Source organism: Myxococcus sp. SDU36 (genome assembly GCF_030168875.1).
Lineage (GTDB): Bacteria > Myxococcota > Myxococcia > Myxococcales > Myxococcaceae > Myxococcus > Myxococcus vastator.
Genome location: NZ_CP077414.1, coordinates 2,357,602 through 2,370,211 on the forward strand (window position 1 = coordinate 2,357,602; position 12,610 = coordinate 2,370,211).

Annotated in this window: 12 protein-coding genes; 4 read left to right on the forward strand and 8 right to left on the reverse strand. The window is 70.7% G+C overall.

Annotated features, from left to right (window positions below; translation table 11 throughout):
- Positions 1–200: 200 nt before the first annotated feature.
- Entirely contained in the window at positions 201–1,181 is a 981-nt protein-coding gene (locus KGD87_RS09115) for an aldo/keto reductase (protein WP_284667076.1), read from the forward strand.
- Here the strand turns inward: KGD87_RS09115 and KGD87_RS09120 are convergent.
- From KGD87_RS09120 to KGD87_RS09130, 3 genes are all read right to left on the reverse strand, one after another.
- Positions 1,160–2,389: a DUF4130 domain-containing protein gene (locus tag KGD87_RS09120; protein WP_284667077.1), complete on the reverse strand. Its 1,230-nt coding sequence runs from the start codon at positions 2,387–2,389 to the stop codon at positions 1,160–1,162. The two genes, KGD87_RS09115 and KGD87_RS09120, sit on opposite strands and share 22 nt — an antisense overlap.
- Before the next feature lie 70 nt (positions 2,390–2,459).
- The gene (locus tag KGD87_RS09125; protein WP_284667078.1) at positions 2,460–3,428 is read right to left on the reverse strand and encodes an FHA domain-containing protein; all 969 of its coding nucleotides are present in this window, start codon (positions 3,426–3,428) and stop codon (positions 2,460–2,462) included.
- Entirely contained in the window at positions 3,416–4,738 is a 1,323-nt protein-coding gene (locus tag KGD87_RS09130; protein ID WP_284667079.1) for a S1C family serine protease, read from the reverse strand. Before KGD87_RS09130 ends, KGD87_RS09125 begins: the two co-directional genes overlap by 13 nt.
- 173 nt (positions 4,739–4,911) lie before the next feature.
- Here KGD87_RS09130 and KGD87_RS09135 point away from each other — a divergent pair, with 173 nt between their 5' ends.
- Positions 4,912–6,312, forward strand: a complete 1,401-nt coding sequence (locus KGD87_RS09135) for a DUF3943 domain-containing protein (RefSeq protein WP_284667080.1) — start codon at positions 4,912–4,914, stop codon at positions 6,310–6,312.
- A 63-nt stretch (positions 6,313–6,375) separates the two neighbouring features.
- On the opposite strand, the gene KGD87_RS09140 is transcribed toward KGD87_RS09135, so the two are convergent.
- From KGD87_RS09140 to KGD87_RS09160, 5 genes are all read right to left on the reverse strand, one after another.
- A complete protein-coding gene (locus tag KGD87_RS09140; RefSeq protein ID WP_284667081.1) occupies positions 6,376–7,053 on the reverse strand; it encodes a hypothetical protein in 678 nt (225 codons plus the stop codon).
- Between the two features lie 89 nt (positions 7,054–7,142).
- On the reverse strand, positions 7,143–7,739 hold the full coding sequence (locus tag KGD87_RS09145) for a hypothetical protein (protein ID WP_502888011.1): 597 nt from the start codon (positions 7,737–7,739) through the stop codon (positions 7,143–7,145).
- Positions 7,740–7,858: 119 nt separating this feature from the next.
- Complete coding sequence (locus KGD87_RS09150) at positions 7,859–8,242, reverse strand: VOC family protein (RefSeq protein WP_284667083.1); 384 nt, start codon at positions 8,240–8,242, stop codon at positions 7,859–7,861.
- Between the two features lie 272 nt (positions 8,243–8,514).
- Positions 8,515–10,230, reverse strand: a complete 1,716-nt coding sequence (locus KGD87_RS09155) for a phosphatidylinositol-specific phospholipase C (protein WP_284667084.1) — start codon at positions 10,228–10,230, stop codon at positions 8,515–8,517.
- Positions 10,231–10,341: 111 nt separating this feature from the next.
- Entirely contained in the window at positions 10,342–10,608 is a 267-nt protein-coding gene (locus KGD87_RS09160; protein ID WP_284667085.1) for a hypothetical protein, read from the reverse strand.
- 275 nt (positions 10,609–10,883) lie between these two features.
- Here KGD87_RS09160 and KGD87_RS09165 point away from each other — a divergent pair, with 275 nt between their 5' ends.
- Positions 10,884–11,366, forward strand: a complete 483-nt coding sequence (locus KGD87_RS09165; protein WP_284667086.1) for a tetratricopeptide repeat protein — start codon at positions 10,884–10,886, stop codon at positions 11,364–11,366.
- A gap of 152 nt (positions 11,367–11,518) precedes the next feature.
- Complete coding sequence (locus tag KGD87_RS09170) at positions 11,519–12,604, forward strand: 6-phosphofructokinase (protein WP_284667087.1); 1,086 nt, start codon at positions 11,519–11,521, stop codon at positions 12,602–12,604.
- The last annotated feature ends 6 nt before the right edge of the window (positions 12,605–12,610 follow it).

The window sequence follows — 12,610 nt, forward strand, 5'->3', positions numbered from 1 at the left end:
AAGACGCCAGCCGGAACACCAAGGCGCACACCCCTCCCCTGAAAGACGAGGGGCACCCCACGGCGATCCGTTCAGCGCCCCCTCGGATTCGGACTTTATGTACCGGATTCCGAGAAGCCGGGAAAGCCCTAGCGCGCGCACTCCGTTCTATCGCGCTATGACGGCCGCATCCTGTGTTGGAGCAGCGAGGACGCCACGAAATGAAATATACAAACCTTGGCCGCACGGGCCTGCGCGTGTCTCGACTCGGCCTGGGCTGCATGAGCTACGGCACGCCCAGGTGGCGCCCCTGGGTGCTGGACGAAGAGGCCTCGCAGCCGTTCTTCCGGCGGGCGGTGGAGCTGGGCATCAACTTCTTCGACACCGCGGACATGTATTCACTGGGCGCCAGTGAGGAAATCACCGGCCGGGCCCTGCGCCGTTACGCGCGCATGGACGAGGTGGTGCTGGCCACCAAGGTCTACTTCCCCATGGGGGACGGGCAGAACATGCGGGGCCTGTCGCGCAAGCACATCGTCCAGGGCTGCGAGGCCAGTCTGAAGCGGCTGGGCGTGGAGGCCATCGACCTCTACCAGATTCACCGGATGGACCCGAACACGCCGCTGGAGGAGACGCTGGCCGCCCTGGACCAGCTCGTGCGCCAGGGCAAGGTGCGCTACCTGGGCGCGTCCTCCGCGTATGCGTGGCAGTTCGCGCGGGCGCTGGGGGTCGCGGACCTGCGCGGCTGGACACGCTTCGTGTCCATGCAGGGCCACTACAACCTCGTCTACCGCGAAGAGGAGCGGGAGATGCTGCCCCTGTGCGAAGCAGAGGGCATTGGCGTCATCCCCTGGTCGCCGCTGGCGCGCGGCCTGCTCGCCGGCTCGCGCAAGTCGCTGAAAGACAGGGACGCCACGACGCGGGCCAAGTCGGACACGCTGTCCCCCATGCTCTATGACCAGGCCGGCGACTGGGACGTGGCGGAGGCGAACCGGAGCGTCGCGGAGAAGCGCGACGTGCCCCCCGCGCAGACGGCCCTGGCCTGGCTCCTCTCGCGCCCCGCGGTGACGGCGCCCATCATCGGCGCCACGAAGCTGGAGCACCTGGAGGATGCCGTGCGCGCGGTGGACCTCAAGCTGACAGCCGACGAGGTGAAGGCCCTGGAGGCCCCCTACCAGCCTCACGCCGTGCGCGGACTCTGAGCGCGCCGCAGCCACGCCGCCGCCGACCGGAGGTCCGCTTCGAAGTGGATGCGCGCCTCCGCCCGCGCCCGGCCCGCTGGGAGCCGGAGCACCGCTTCGGGGTCATACGTGGCCATCCAGCCCTCCGCCCACCGCGTGTCCAACAGCTGCCCCCGGCTCAGGTGCATGCGAAACGCCACCCCCAGGAAGGCGTGCGCCGCCACGGGCCCCAGCGCGATGATCATCCGCGGGCGGACCGCCGCCACCACGGCCTCCAGCCCATGCCGGCAGGTGTGCCCTTCCCCCCGCGCCGTCGGAGCGAGCCCCCCACGCCGCGAGCGGCATCCGTCCCCGCACGGCCGCACCACCTGACGACTGGCGCGCGTGAGCCCCGCGCGTCCCAACACGACCTCCAGGAGCGCGCCCGCGGCCCCCGCGAAAGGCGGCTGCGCGCAGTCCAGGGGTGAAGCCCCCACCAGCAGCAAGGGCGTGCGCTCCGCGTCCGCCCGGGGGCGCGAAGGGGACGCCGCCAGCCCCACCCGGGCGCGTGCCCACTCCGGCGGCGCCCCGCCTTCCTCGAAGGTCAGCCGCTCCCCGTCCCAATGCGCCCACGTCCCTGGCGTGAACAGGCTCCAGGAGAAGGCCGGGAAGCGGCGCACGAGGAACGGCGCCACGTCCCGGACGATGAGGTGTTCGGGCCGGTACCACGCGACATGGTGTTCGCGCCCGTCCCGCCACACCCGGCGGAAGCGCACGGCCGCCATCAGGGCCTGCGAGTCCCGCCGCACCGCGTGCTCCAGCCACCGCAGCCGCCGCACGTCCGCGTCGTCGTGGCACTCCAGCAGCGACGGTTCTCCGTGGGTCAGCCGCCACAGCACGCGGTACAGCAGCCCCCAGCGCGCGGGCTCACGGTGGCACACCACCTTCTGCGCCAACCCCACGAAGTCCCGGGGCACCCCGGACGCGGCGCGCCCCCAGGCCTCCCAGCGCGCGGCCTCCAGCCACGTGCCCTGGCGTCCCCGCGTCTCCTCGAAGCGCACCCGCTCCGGAGGTTCGCCCCGCGCCAGCAGCCCCCGCGCCACCACCCGGAAGGACGCCAGGTCCGGCGCCACGAAGACGTGCGTCACCTCTCCGTCCCGGTGTCCGGCCCCGGGCCGTTCCCCCCGCGAGTCCCGGACCTGCGACCACCGGGCACCGATGACGGGCCTCAACTCCTGATGGACGTCCATCCCGGCATTCCTACCTGCCCGGTCTGACATCCGCCTTCCCGCCCGTGACGTCCTGCCGGCCCCCGGAGGTTCACGGGTCGCGCGCCAGCGCGTCCACCTGTTCCTGGACCTCCACGGCGTCGGAGAAGAAGTCATCCATGGGCTCGGTGCCCACCAGCCGGAGGGCCGGCGGCAGGAGCGCCCGGCGGAAGCCCAGCTCCGTGCTGAAGGACTCGTTGCCCAGCCATTCATCCGCTCGCGACAGCGCGCCAAACGACAGCGTGACGACGGCGATGACCCGCATGAGCCGCCCCGGCTCCCAGCGCGTCACGTAGCGCAGGTGCCAGTAGAGCCCCCAGGCCATCAGCGCCAGGAAGGCGACGTGGTGAGCCCAGGACAGGTTGCCACCCACGCCCAGGCTGAAGCCCACCAGCGTGAGCAGCGGCTGGATGACGACGGAGCCCAGCAACACCAGCGCGGCCACGGTGGCGTGCGTGCGGTAGTGGAACTGGCGCCGGGCGATGCGGCTCGCCACCGACCAGCCCCCCGCCCACAGGAAGGTGATGCCCAGCGGCACCACCAGCGCCACCGTCAGCTCGCCCCAGTCCGTGCGCCCGTAGTTGGCCAGGTAGCCCTCCAGCAGGCTGGCGCCCAGCAGGGCCTGCAGGGCCAGGGAGAAATAGCGGGGCTGCTCGAACACGCGCGGCCTGGGCGCGGTGGGCGCCGCCGCCACGACCGTCTCCTCCACCGGGTGACCGCGCGCGCGGAAGCGCAGCACCGTGTCCCCCACCGACACGCGGGTATCCGTGGCCAGCTCCAGCTCGGCCAGCCGCGCCCAGGGCTCCACGCGGTAGGTGCCGTTCTGGCTGCCCACGTCGCGCAGCACCAGCGTGCCGTCCTCGCGGCGCTCGATGCGCAGGTGCTCGGCGGAGACCTTCGGGTCGTCCAGGATGACGTCGTTGCCGTAACCCCGGCCGACGTTGACGGGGAAGCGCTCCAGGCGGTGACGGGCCTGGACGGAGTCCCCTTCCAGCACCTCCAGGAAGATTACTTCGTCCACGACAGCCCCTCCAGGTAGCGGCGCGCCAGCTTGCGGCCATTGTCCGCGGTGAAGCCCGCCAGCGTCAGCGACGTGTCCACGCCGCTGGTGCTGGCGTTGAGCGTGGCCGCGCGCAGCACCAGGTCATAGAGGCCGGGGAACTTCCGGTAGGCGCGCATGCACAGCGCGGCCCGGACGGGCAGGCCCGCCACGTCCACGAACTCCAACTGGCAGCGGTAGTTGGTGACGTCCTGCCGCGTGGCCGCCACCACGTCAGGGTCCTGCGAGAAGAGCGCGCTGTAGAGCGCGGAGAAGCGCAGCGCCCCCAGCTTCTGGCTGGTGGCGTGCTGATGCAGGAAGGCCACCACGCCCGTCCGGTGGCGCGAGGACACGAAGATGTCCTCCTCCGACGAGCACTGGTAGTTGGTCACCGTGTACGGCACCTCGGGGTCATGCGGCGTGTCCCCCCAGCACTTGAGGAACGTGCCCCAGCGCCCCGGCACGCGGTAGCTGCCCAGCGTCTGCCGCGGCAGGGGCGCGCCCAGCAGCCGTTCGGTGACGCGCTGCTGGTTGTCCAGGAGCTGCGCGCGCACGGTGTCCAGCAGCGCCTGCGCGCCGGAGTCCTTGGCCTCCAGCGCGCGGGCCAGCAGCGCTCGCGCGCGTTTCACCGGCACCAGGAAGCCCACCTGGTTGCCCATGGTCGCCACGTTGACGCCCACCACGCGGCCCTCGCCCGTGAGCGTCGGACCGCCGCTCATGCCCGGGTTGATGGCCCCGCTGAAGTGCAGCCGCTCATAGAGCGCGTCGTGGATGAAGCCGTTGTACGTCCCCTCCACGATGGTGGTGCCCAGATCACGCGGATTGCCCATGGCGAACAGCCGCGCGCCCTGCGGCGGCTCGCGGTCGTCCAGGTCGAAGAAGCTCTGCACCGGGGTGGCCGTCTGGATGATGGCCAGGTCGTGCACCACGTCCACGTCCACCAGGCGCACCGGGACGGGCTCCCCGCCGCCCTTCAAGACCAGCTCCGCCGTGTAGTCCTCCGGGTGGATGACCACGTCGGAAACCACGTGGTAGTTCGTCACCGCGTGCCCGGCGGCCGACACGAAGAAGGCCGAGCCGATGGACGAGCGCGTGCCGGAGCGCCGCTCGATGATGCGCACCTGCGCGACCTGTCCCTCGATGCGCTGGAACAGCTCGTGCGTGGCGGGTGGCAACGCGCTCAAGGGCACGGTGGGCGCGGCTTCGGGGGTGCCAGGTGCGGGAGGCGGGCTCGGCTCCGCCGGAGCCACCGGCGACTGCGTGAGCACCGCTGCGAGGATGAAGGCGAACATGGATGCGGCGCACCCTACCCCACCGCGCCCTCCGACGGACGTCCAGCGGCATGTCCCGCGCCGGGCAGGCGGCCGGCCGGTCCGTCCACCCACCGACGCGGGCCCGCGCCGCCGGTCCATGGTCGCACCGCGCACGGGATCCCCATCTTCGCCCTTCGGGTGGGGGAGCCGGCATGCGTCACAGCCAGTGGTGCGGCCGGCGCGGACCCGCGGCGCGGTGGCGGAAGGTGGCGCTGCTGCTGGCCCTGCTGCCCTCGCTCGCCCAGGCGGCGGCACTGCCCGCGGACGCGCCACGCGCCACAGACGCGGAGGACGCCGCCCCACCTCCCCGGCCTCGCCAGCTCTGGTGGGCCCTGGGTGAAGTGACGGCCATCAACCTCACGGTGTGGGGCTTCGACCGATTCATCCTGAACAAGGACTTTGCCCGGGTCGGCCTGGACGCATGGCGAACGAACCTGGAGACGGGGTTCGTCTGGGACAAGGACGACTTCATGACCAACCAGTTCGCGCACCCCTACCACGGCAGCTTGTACTTCAACGCCGCCCGGGACCACGGCTTCAGCTTCTGGGGCGCCCTGGGCTTCACCCTGGTGGGCAGCCTCCAGTGGGAGCTGTTCGCCGAGAACCACCTGCCCTCCTTCAACGACCTCATCAACACCACGGTGGGCGGGTGGGCCCATGGCGAGGTCATCTACCGGCTGTCCTCCATGCTGCTGGATCAGCGCGCCACGGGGACCCGGCGCGTCGCCCGCGAGGTCAGCGCGGGGTTGCTCAATCCCGTCCGGGGCTTCAACCGCGTGGTGCGCGGGGAGGCCTGGCGCAGCGCCCCCACGCCAGAGGACTGGCAGCCGCCCGTGTTCGCCGCGCTGACGCGCACCGGCTACCTGAACATCGACGCGGGCCCGACGCTCAACCAGTTCTTCGCGGAGCTGGACCTGCGCTACGGCGACGCCCTGCGCTTCCCGGTGGACGCACCCTTCGACGCCTTCAACCTGGGCGTGCAGCTCACCACCGGCGAGAGCCGGCTCATCAGCCGCGCCGAGGTGAAGGGCGCGCTGGCGATGCTCCCGCTGGAGAACGGCGGGAACGAGCGCGTGCTGCTCGGCGCCTTCCAGCACTTCGACTACAACGACACGCAGGCCTATGAGCTGGGCGGCCAGTCGATAGGCGCGGGGCTCCTGTACCGCTACCTGACGCGCGGTGGCCGTGAGCTGCGCCTGGCGCTGCACCTGCGAGGCGTGGTGCTCGCGGGCATCACCTCCGAGTACGCCGACGAGGTGGGCCGCGACTACGACTACGGCCCGGGCCTGGGCCTCCACGTCGAGCTGTCCTACGGGCGCTGGCCCTGGGAGTACCTCAAGCTGCACGCGGGCAGCACGTGGCTGCACACGCTCAACGGCGCGGATGGCAACCACCTGGTCCATGAGGGCACCTTGCTGCTGGACGTGCCGTTGTTCGCCAACCTGGGCCTGGGCGCCAGCTTCACCTTCTTCGAGCGAAACAGCTTCTTCCGCGACTTCGATACCGTCTCACGCGGCATCCCGCAGGCCCGGGTGTTCCTCTCCGTGCACTGAGCGTCCACGCCGGTCCCCTCGCTCGCGCCAGAGCCCACCCAGGGCCGCTCCGGTCGCGGACGGCTACGTCGTGGGGCTGCCCGCCGCGTGACGCAGCCGCCGGCGGCGCCACGCCGTGTACGAGACGACCAGCGCTCCTGCCAGGGTTCCCGCCAGCGCGCCCAGCACCCGGCGTGGGACGGGGCCCCCCGCGCTCGGCGGTTCGTGGCGGAAGGTCTCCAGCGAGGCACGCACCTGCGGCTCCAGCGTCTGCCACCGCACCGCGGGAGCGCTGACCATCACCACGGCGTGCGCGCCCTCCGAGGCCAGGCCCGCGACGAGCACCGTGCGGACCTGCCCCGCCTCGCGCAGCGTGCCCAGCACCTCCACGCGCGGTGTTACCCCGCCCAGGCGCTCCACGCGCTCGGCGGACAGCGGGAGTCCCAGCTCGCGCGGGAAGTGCTGCATCACCGCGGACGCGAACTCCTCCCGGTCGGAGGGGCTCGCGCTGAAGCCGCGCCCCACCACGGACACGAGCAGCGTGGCCGCGTCCGGGCCCTCGCCGTCGGTGAGCGCCGCCGACAGGGCGCGCGGCGCGTCCGGGTCCAGCGCCACCGCGCCCACGCGCGAGCCGGCATACTGCTCCCACCGCACCATGTGGAAGCCTTCCGGTGGGCGAAACGAATAGCCATCCCGGCGCAGCTCCGTTCCGAGCGCGCCCGGCAGCGTCAGCAGTCCGACGACCAGGACGGTGGCATGCACCCTGGCATCATAGTCGCCCCCCCACGCCCGCGCCTGCCCGGAAGGAGAAGCTGGCGCTGGAGTTCACGCGCTGAGCAGGCGCGTCGGGCTCACTCAATCGCGGCGATCCGGTATTCGCCATCTTCCAGCACCAGCCGGACGGCGCGCTCGTCACCCAGCGGGAACACGGCCTCGCCCGCGCCGACGCGGACGTGCGTATTGAGCGCGAGCCGGGCACGCTGGAGACGTTCCCTCGCAAGGGGTTCTCGCTCGAAGTCCTCGCGAAGACGCTCCGGTGTGTAACGCGCGCGCAGGAGCCCGGCGAGCTGGCTCCAGGCGGACTTCCAATCACGAGCCTCCACCCTGTCGATGAATTGGCGAAGGGCGGCCCGAGGCACATCCGCGGGCCGGGCCTCGACGACACGCCACCCCTGGGGAGACTGCGCGACTGTCAGGGAGGGCGCTCGCGCCTCGAGGTTCGACGCGCCGGCCCGGACGTCCGCGGCCCTGGCGCCGCGAGCCCCCGCGTCCGAATAGCGCTCCAGGAACGCCACCTCCTCCTCGGGCCCACCCGTCGTCAGCGCGTACGCGTCCTCGACACGCCCTTCCTCGAGGGCGCGGGCATACGCCTCCGCAACGGAGGCGGGCTCTCGCGGCGTGGTCGCACAGCCTGTCAGCAGGAGACAGAACGCCAGGGAACGGTTCATGCGCATCGCGGGGAGAATAATGCCTCCGCCGCCGTGCGCCACGACCCCACGCGCCACTATCGGGCAGCAAACCACCTTCCGCGGGGCTCCTCGCCCCCCTGCGAGGACGGCGGAGCCTGTCAAGACGCCTCTTGCGTCGCCACCCACCACGTGGTGCCACCGGCGTCGCGGAACCCACCGCGCTTGTCACCATCCCCGCTGTTGACGGGAGCCTTCACGGCCACGGCGCCGGCATCGATCGCGCGCTGGTAGAGCCGGTCCACGTCCGCGACGTACACGTGGACATGGGCCGGCACCACGGGCCAGCCGTTGGCCGCGTCGCTCAGCATGATGACGGTGTCGCCGATGCGCACCTCTCCATGGACCAGCTTGCCGGCGTCTCCGGGAATCATGCGCAGCCGCTCGGCACCGAAGACGTCGACGAGGAAGTCGATGGTCCGGTTCGCGCCGTCCACCACGAGATAAGGCGCCGCGGAGGTGTAGCCGTCGGGCTTGTAGGTCATGTGTCCATCCTGGAAGTGAGTGCCTCGAAGAAGCACGACACTGGCCTCGCCTCGGCACCGCCGCAAGCGCCATCTCGGCATCCCACGGCGAAATCGCCCCCTCGTTTCCCAGGGCGCCTCCCTGTTCGCCATTCCCAAGCGAACAGCGCCTCCGAGCAGTGACTCCGCACGCGGCTGGCGGCGACCTGGCCTGGCTGGAAGACCTGGCCAACGAAAACACCGACGTGTTCTCCCGCCGCACCGAGGCGAAGCAGCCCGCGCCCTGCCCGCGACTACCGCAGGCCCGTCCGGGTCATCGACACGGAGGACACCTTGTCGTGCCACGAGCCACCCGGCATCGCGTTGACGTCCCCCACCGTCTGGGACGTGGTGAAGCAGCGGCCCGACAGGTTCGCGTGCTCGCACAGCGTCGCCTGGTACGGCCCCAGCACGGTGACGGAGCTCAGCACGTCATTGAACCCCACGCCGCGCAGATCGCCCACGCTGCCGCCGAGCCAGACGAGGTTGCCCTCGAAGCCCGAGTGCTCGTGGAGGTAGACCCCTTCCGAGGCGGAGTGCCCCTGGACCGCGTACGTGTAGTCACCCGACGACAGGTGCGCGCCCCTGCCGTAGTCCGAGTACGCCCAGTTGCTGAGTCCACCCGGCGACTGCTTCACCAGCACGGACCAGCGCTGGAATGGGAACCTGGCGCTCAGGTGACCATGCAGCGTGAGCGCCCGGTTCGCCGCGTTCCCTGACAGGCCTCCGAGCTGCCCTCTCACGTAGTTGGACAGGAAGTCCCTGCCCACCACGCTCGTCACCGAGTGCGTCAGGTAGGCGATGTGGGTGTAATCATCCATGGCGTCGGACTGGTAGAAGTTCCCCTGGTGGTTGATCCACCCGCCCCAGGACTTCTTCAGCGCGGCGATGTGCCAGTTGCGTCCGGGCGCGGCGTTGTGGACGAAGCTCCGGATGCCGTGCCACCGCGCCTCCGCGTTGCCGCCGATGGTGTGCGCGGTGTTCCTGAAGATGACGTTGAAGTCCTCCGGCAGCCACGTCGACGACGACAAGAGGCGGAAGTTGAGGGCCAGGATGGCGTCAATCAAGCCGGCGCCCGGGAAGTCCATCATCAGGATGCCCGCGCGCTGGACGTGCCCCGCCACCAGGTGGTCGATGGCGAAGTCATTCACGCCGCGGATGCTCATCCCGTCTCCGCCCGCCACCGTGAAGGGATGCGCGAGCGCGGAGGCGCCACTCAGGAAGTTGACGAACAGCGTGGACGGCGAGCCCGTGTTGGTGCGCCCCAGGTGCGCGCGGACCTTGTTCCACTTGTCGTCGATGTCGAAGAGGGTGGACACCGTCCAGTCGTCCTGGAGGTCCAGCCCTCCCCAGGGGATGCCGTAGGCGCCACCGCCAAAGCCATCCAGGATGACAATCCTTCCGCGGACCTCGCCCAGGGCGGGCACGTGGCTCCCGGTCCAGAGGTAGGGCCTGTAGGCCGGGTTGTTCCGGTACGCCTCGAACGTCGCGGCGAAGCTGCGCGTGACGTTCTCCTCGGTGTGCTCCTTCTTCACGCGCATCACCAGCGTCTCGCTGGGGTTCGCGTTCAGGAACTGGATGGCGGTCCGCAGCACGTCGTCGAAGTTGACGTGCAGGTAGACGACGCCGTGGTGGATGGTGAAGCTGTCCGCGATGTGCCGGCAACGGATGTCCAGCGCGCGGATGCCCGCGTCGAGCTGACGGCGCAGGTCCAGGGACTGGGTCTGCGTCAGGGAGCCGCCGTAGGACTGATACGCCATCGTGTCATGCGTCCCCGGCAAGGACAGGGCGGCGAGGCTCGTCGAGTCGGGGACCCAGCTCATCCAACTGGGATGATGCGTCTCGATGCTGCCGGAATCGTTGTAGTAGCGCCCTCGCGCGGAGGCGGGGGAAGCGCTGGCGACGAGGCCCACGGCGAGCATCGCCACCGCGTGACGGAGGCGGAGGAAGGGAAAGGACGTGTCTGACATGAATGGCTTCCAGGAAAGAGTCGCGACAGCACGGACGCCGGGCAGGCCGCGGCCCGGCGTCTTCATTCCTGGCGATTCGAGTCGAACCGTCAGGCGCTCAGCCTTCGCGCACTACCGCGGCGCGGGGGCGTCCGCCTCCGCGGTGGGGCAGCTCGTGACGCACTCATCGAAGCGCTGGAAGCAAACCGAGACGTCCCCTCCCGTGTCGACGCAGTGATCGAACCGAATGTTACACTTGGCGATACAGATATTGGGGTGCGAGGTGGCCGCCTCGACGGCGGCGGGCGAGGAGTCCTCCAGGCCGCCTTCGACACCACCGCAGCCCGCCAGCAGCCCCGTCGCCAACACCACGGCCATGACCATGGACTTCACCTGCATGACGCCTCCTTTTGAGGCCTTTCCGGAATGGAAGGTATTCTCAGGATACAGGTTTCACCGTCATGGCTCGACGTCGAAACAGGTCGCATCGGGCGCAATCCCTCACATGGTGGCTCGGCAGCGGAGCGCGGGCGCCACCGGCGTCCCGGAAGCCGCGCCTGGGTGTCGGCCACCCCGACACGGCGTGTGGCCTCCCGGAAGCCGCGCCTTGTCGCGGCGGCGCCCTGCGTGTTCGTTGTGACATCCCCGCGCGGCGCGGGTAACCTGCCGGGGAGATGAACCCCGCCGCCAGGGCCGACATGGAGTCACGTGCCGATCGCGCCCTGCGCCGCGGCGAGCTCACCGAAGCGCTCGGCCTGTACGAGTCGCTCGCGCGGGCCTTTCCGCACGACGCGGCGCTCGCCCTCAAGCTCGCCAACGCGCGCGAGCTGCTCCAACCCGCGGAGTTGGCGGTGCTCGAGGCCGCCCGGGCCGAGGCCAGCATCCCCCTCCCCGTGGGCCCCTCCTCCCCCGCCCAGGAAGGCGAGCGCCTCTTCGCGCTGGGCGACTATGCGGGCGCCGCGGCCTGCTACCGGCGCGCGCTCCAGGAACGCCCGGACAGCGAGCTGCTCAAGGAGCGGCTGATCGAGATCTATGGCCTCGCGAAGGCCATGCCCCTACAGTCACCGACAGATAGGGCGCTCCCCGACAAGCCCGAGCCTCGCCTCCAGGCCCTGCTGGACCGGGTGGCCTCGCGCCGCCGCTTGAAGCGGGATTGAGGAAAAGGCCCGTTTCCACTCGCGAATCCGCCCTGGCCGGTGATTCGCGCGTTGCACCCCCCCGGGGGCCCCCCTACAATCAGGTCCGACGTTTCTGTCATGGTGAAGCACCCTCCCTCTGACACCCGCGTCCGACCTGTATGCCCCGTCCCATGAGACTCGGAGTCCTGACCGGCGGTGGCGACTGCCCCGGCCTCAACGCGCTCATTCGCGGCCTCGTGAAGCGGGGCGCGCACGAATTCGGCCACGCGTTCGTGGGCATCGAAAACGGCTACATGGGGCTGGTGGAGCCAGGGCTCACCCACCCACTCACCGAGGAGGACATCCGCGGCATCCTCCCCAAGGGCGGCACCATCCTGGGCACGTCCAACAAGGCCAACCCCTTCAGCTACGCGACCCGTGAGGACGGGCAGTGGGTGGAGCGGGACGTGTCCGACCAGGTCCTGCGCCGCTGCGAGGAGCTGGGCCTGGACGGGCTCATCGCCGTGGGGGGGGATGGGACGCTGTCCATCGCCCACCGGCTCGTGGAGAAGGGGCTCAAGGTGGTCGGCTGTCCGAAGACCATCGACAACGATTTGTCCGGGACGGATCAGACGTTCGGCTTCGACACCGCGCGGCTCATCGTCACCGAGGCGCTCGACCGCCTGCACTCCACCGCGGAGGCCCATGACCGGGTGATGGTGGTGGAGATCATGGGCCGCCACGCCGGCTTCCTCACCCTGGAGAGCGGCATCGCCGGGGGCGCGGACGTCATCCTGATTCCGGAGATTCCGTACAGCGTGGAGGCCGTGGTGGAGAAGCTCCGCCGCCGCTCCACCCGCCGTCGCAGCTTCTCCATCATCGCCATCTCCGAAGGCGCGTTCCCCCAGGGCGGCGAGCTGGCCGTGCTGGACGCGGCGGAGGCCATCCCCGGCCGGGGCGTGGTGCGGCTCGGCGGCTCCGGCAAGGCGCTGGCGGACCTGCTGGCGCGGCACATCGAGGCGGAGATTCGGGTGACGGTGCTGGGCCACCTCCAGCGCGGAGGCAGCCCCAGCGCGGCGGACCGGGTGCTGGCCACGCGCTACGGCTGCAAGGTGCTGGACCTGGTGAGCGCGGGCCAGTGGGACCACATGGTGGCCCTGCGCGCGGGCGAAATCATCGCGGTCCCGTTGAGCGAGTCGCGCAAGGAGCGCCGGGTGGATCCGGCGGGTGAGCTGGTGCGCTTCACCAAGAGCATGGGCATCAGCTTCGGGGACTGAGGGGAC

Bases quoted from the DNA above. Each gene is read 5' to 3' on its own strand.
- KGD87_RS09165 (WP_284667086.1), top strand. From the start codon at position 10,884: ATGAACCCCGCCGCCAGGGCCGACATGGAGTCACGTGCCGATCGCGCC.
- KGD87_RS09160 (WP_284667085.1), bottom strand. From the start codon at position 10,608: ATGCAGGTGAAGTCCATGGTCATGGCCGTGGTGTTGGCGACGGGGCTG.
- KGD87_RS09145 (WP_502888011.1), bottom strand. From the start codon at position 7,739: ATGAACCGTTCCCTGGCGTTCTGTCTCCTGCTGACAGGCTGTGCGACC.
- KGD87_RS09115 (WP_284667076.1), top strand. From the start codon at position 201: ATGAAATATACAAACCTTGGCCGCACGGGCCTGCGCGTGTCTCGACTC.
- KGD87_RS09170 (WP_284667087.1), top strand. From the start codon at position 11,519: ATGAGACTCGGAGTCCTGACCGGCGGTGGCGACTGCCCCGGCCTCAAC.
- KGD87_RS09135 (WP_284667080.1), top strand. From the start codon at position 4,912: ATGCGTCACAGCCAGTGGTGCGGCCGGCGCGGACCCGCGGCGCGGTGG.
- KGD87_RS09150 (WP_284667083.1), bottom strand. From the start codon at position 8,242: ATGACCTACAAGCCCGACGGCTACACCTCCGCGGCGCCTTATCTCGTG.
- KGD87_RS09130 (WP_284667079.1), bottom strand. From the start codon at position 4,738: ATGTTCGCCTTCATCCTCGCAGCGGTGCTCACGCAGTCGCCGGTGGCT.
- KGD87_RS09120 (WP_284667077.1), bottom strand. From the start codon at position 2,389: ATGGACGTCCATCAGGAGTTGAGGCCCGTCATCGGTGCCCGGTGGTCG.
- KGD87_RS09155 (WP_284667084.1), bottom strand. From the start codon at position 10,230: ATGTCAGACACGTCCTTTCCCTTCCTCCGCCTCCGTCACGCGGTGGCG.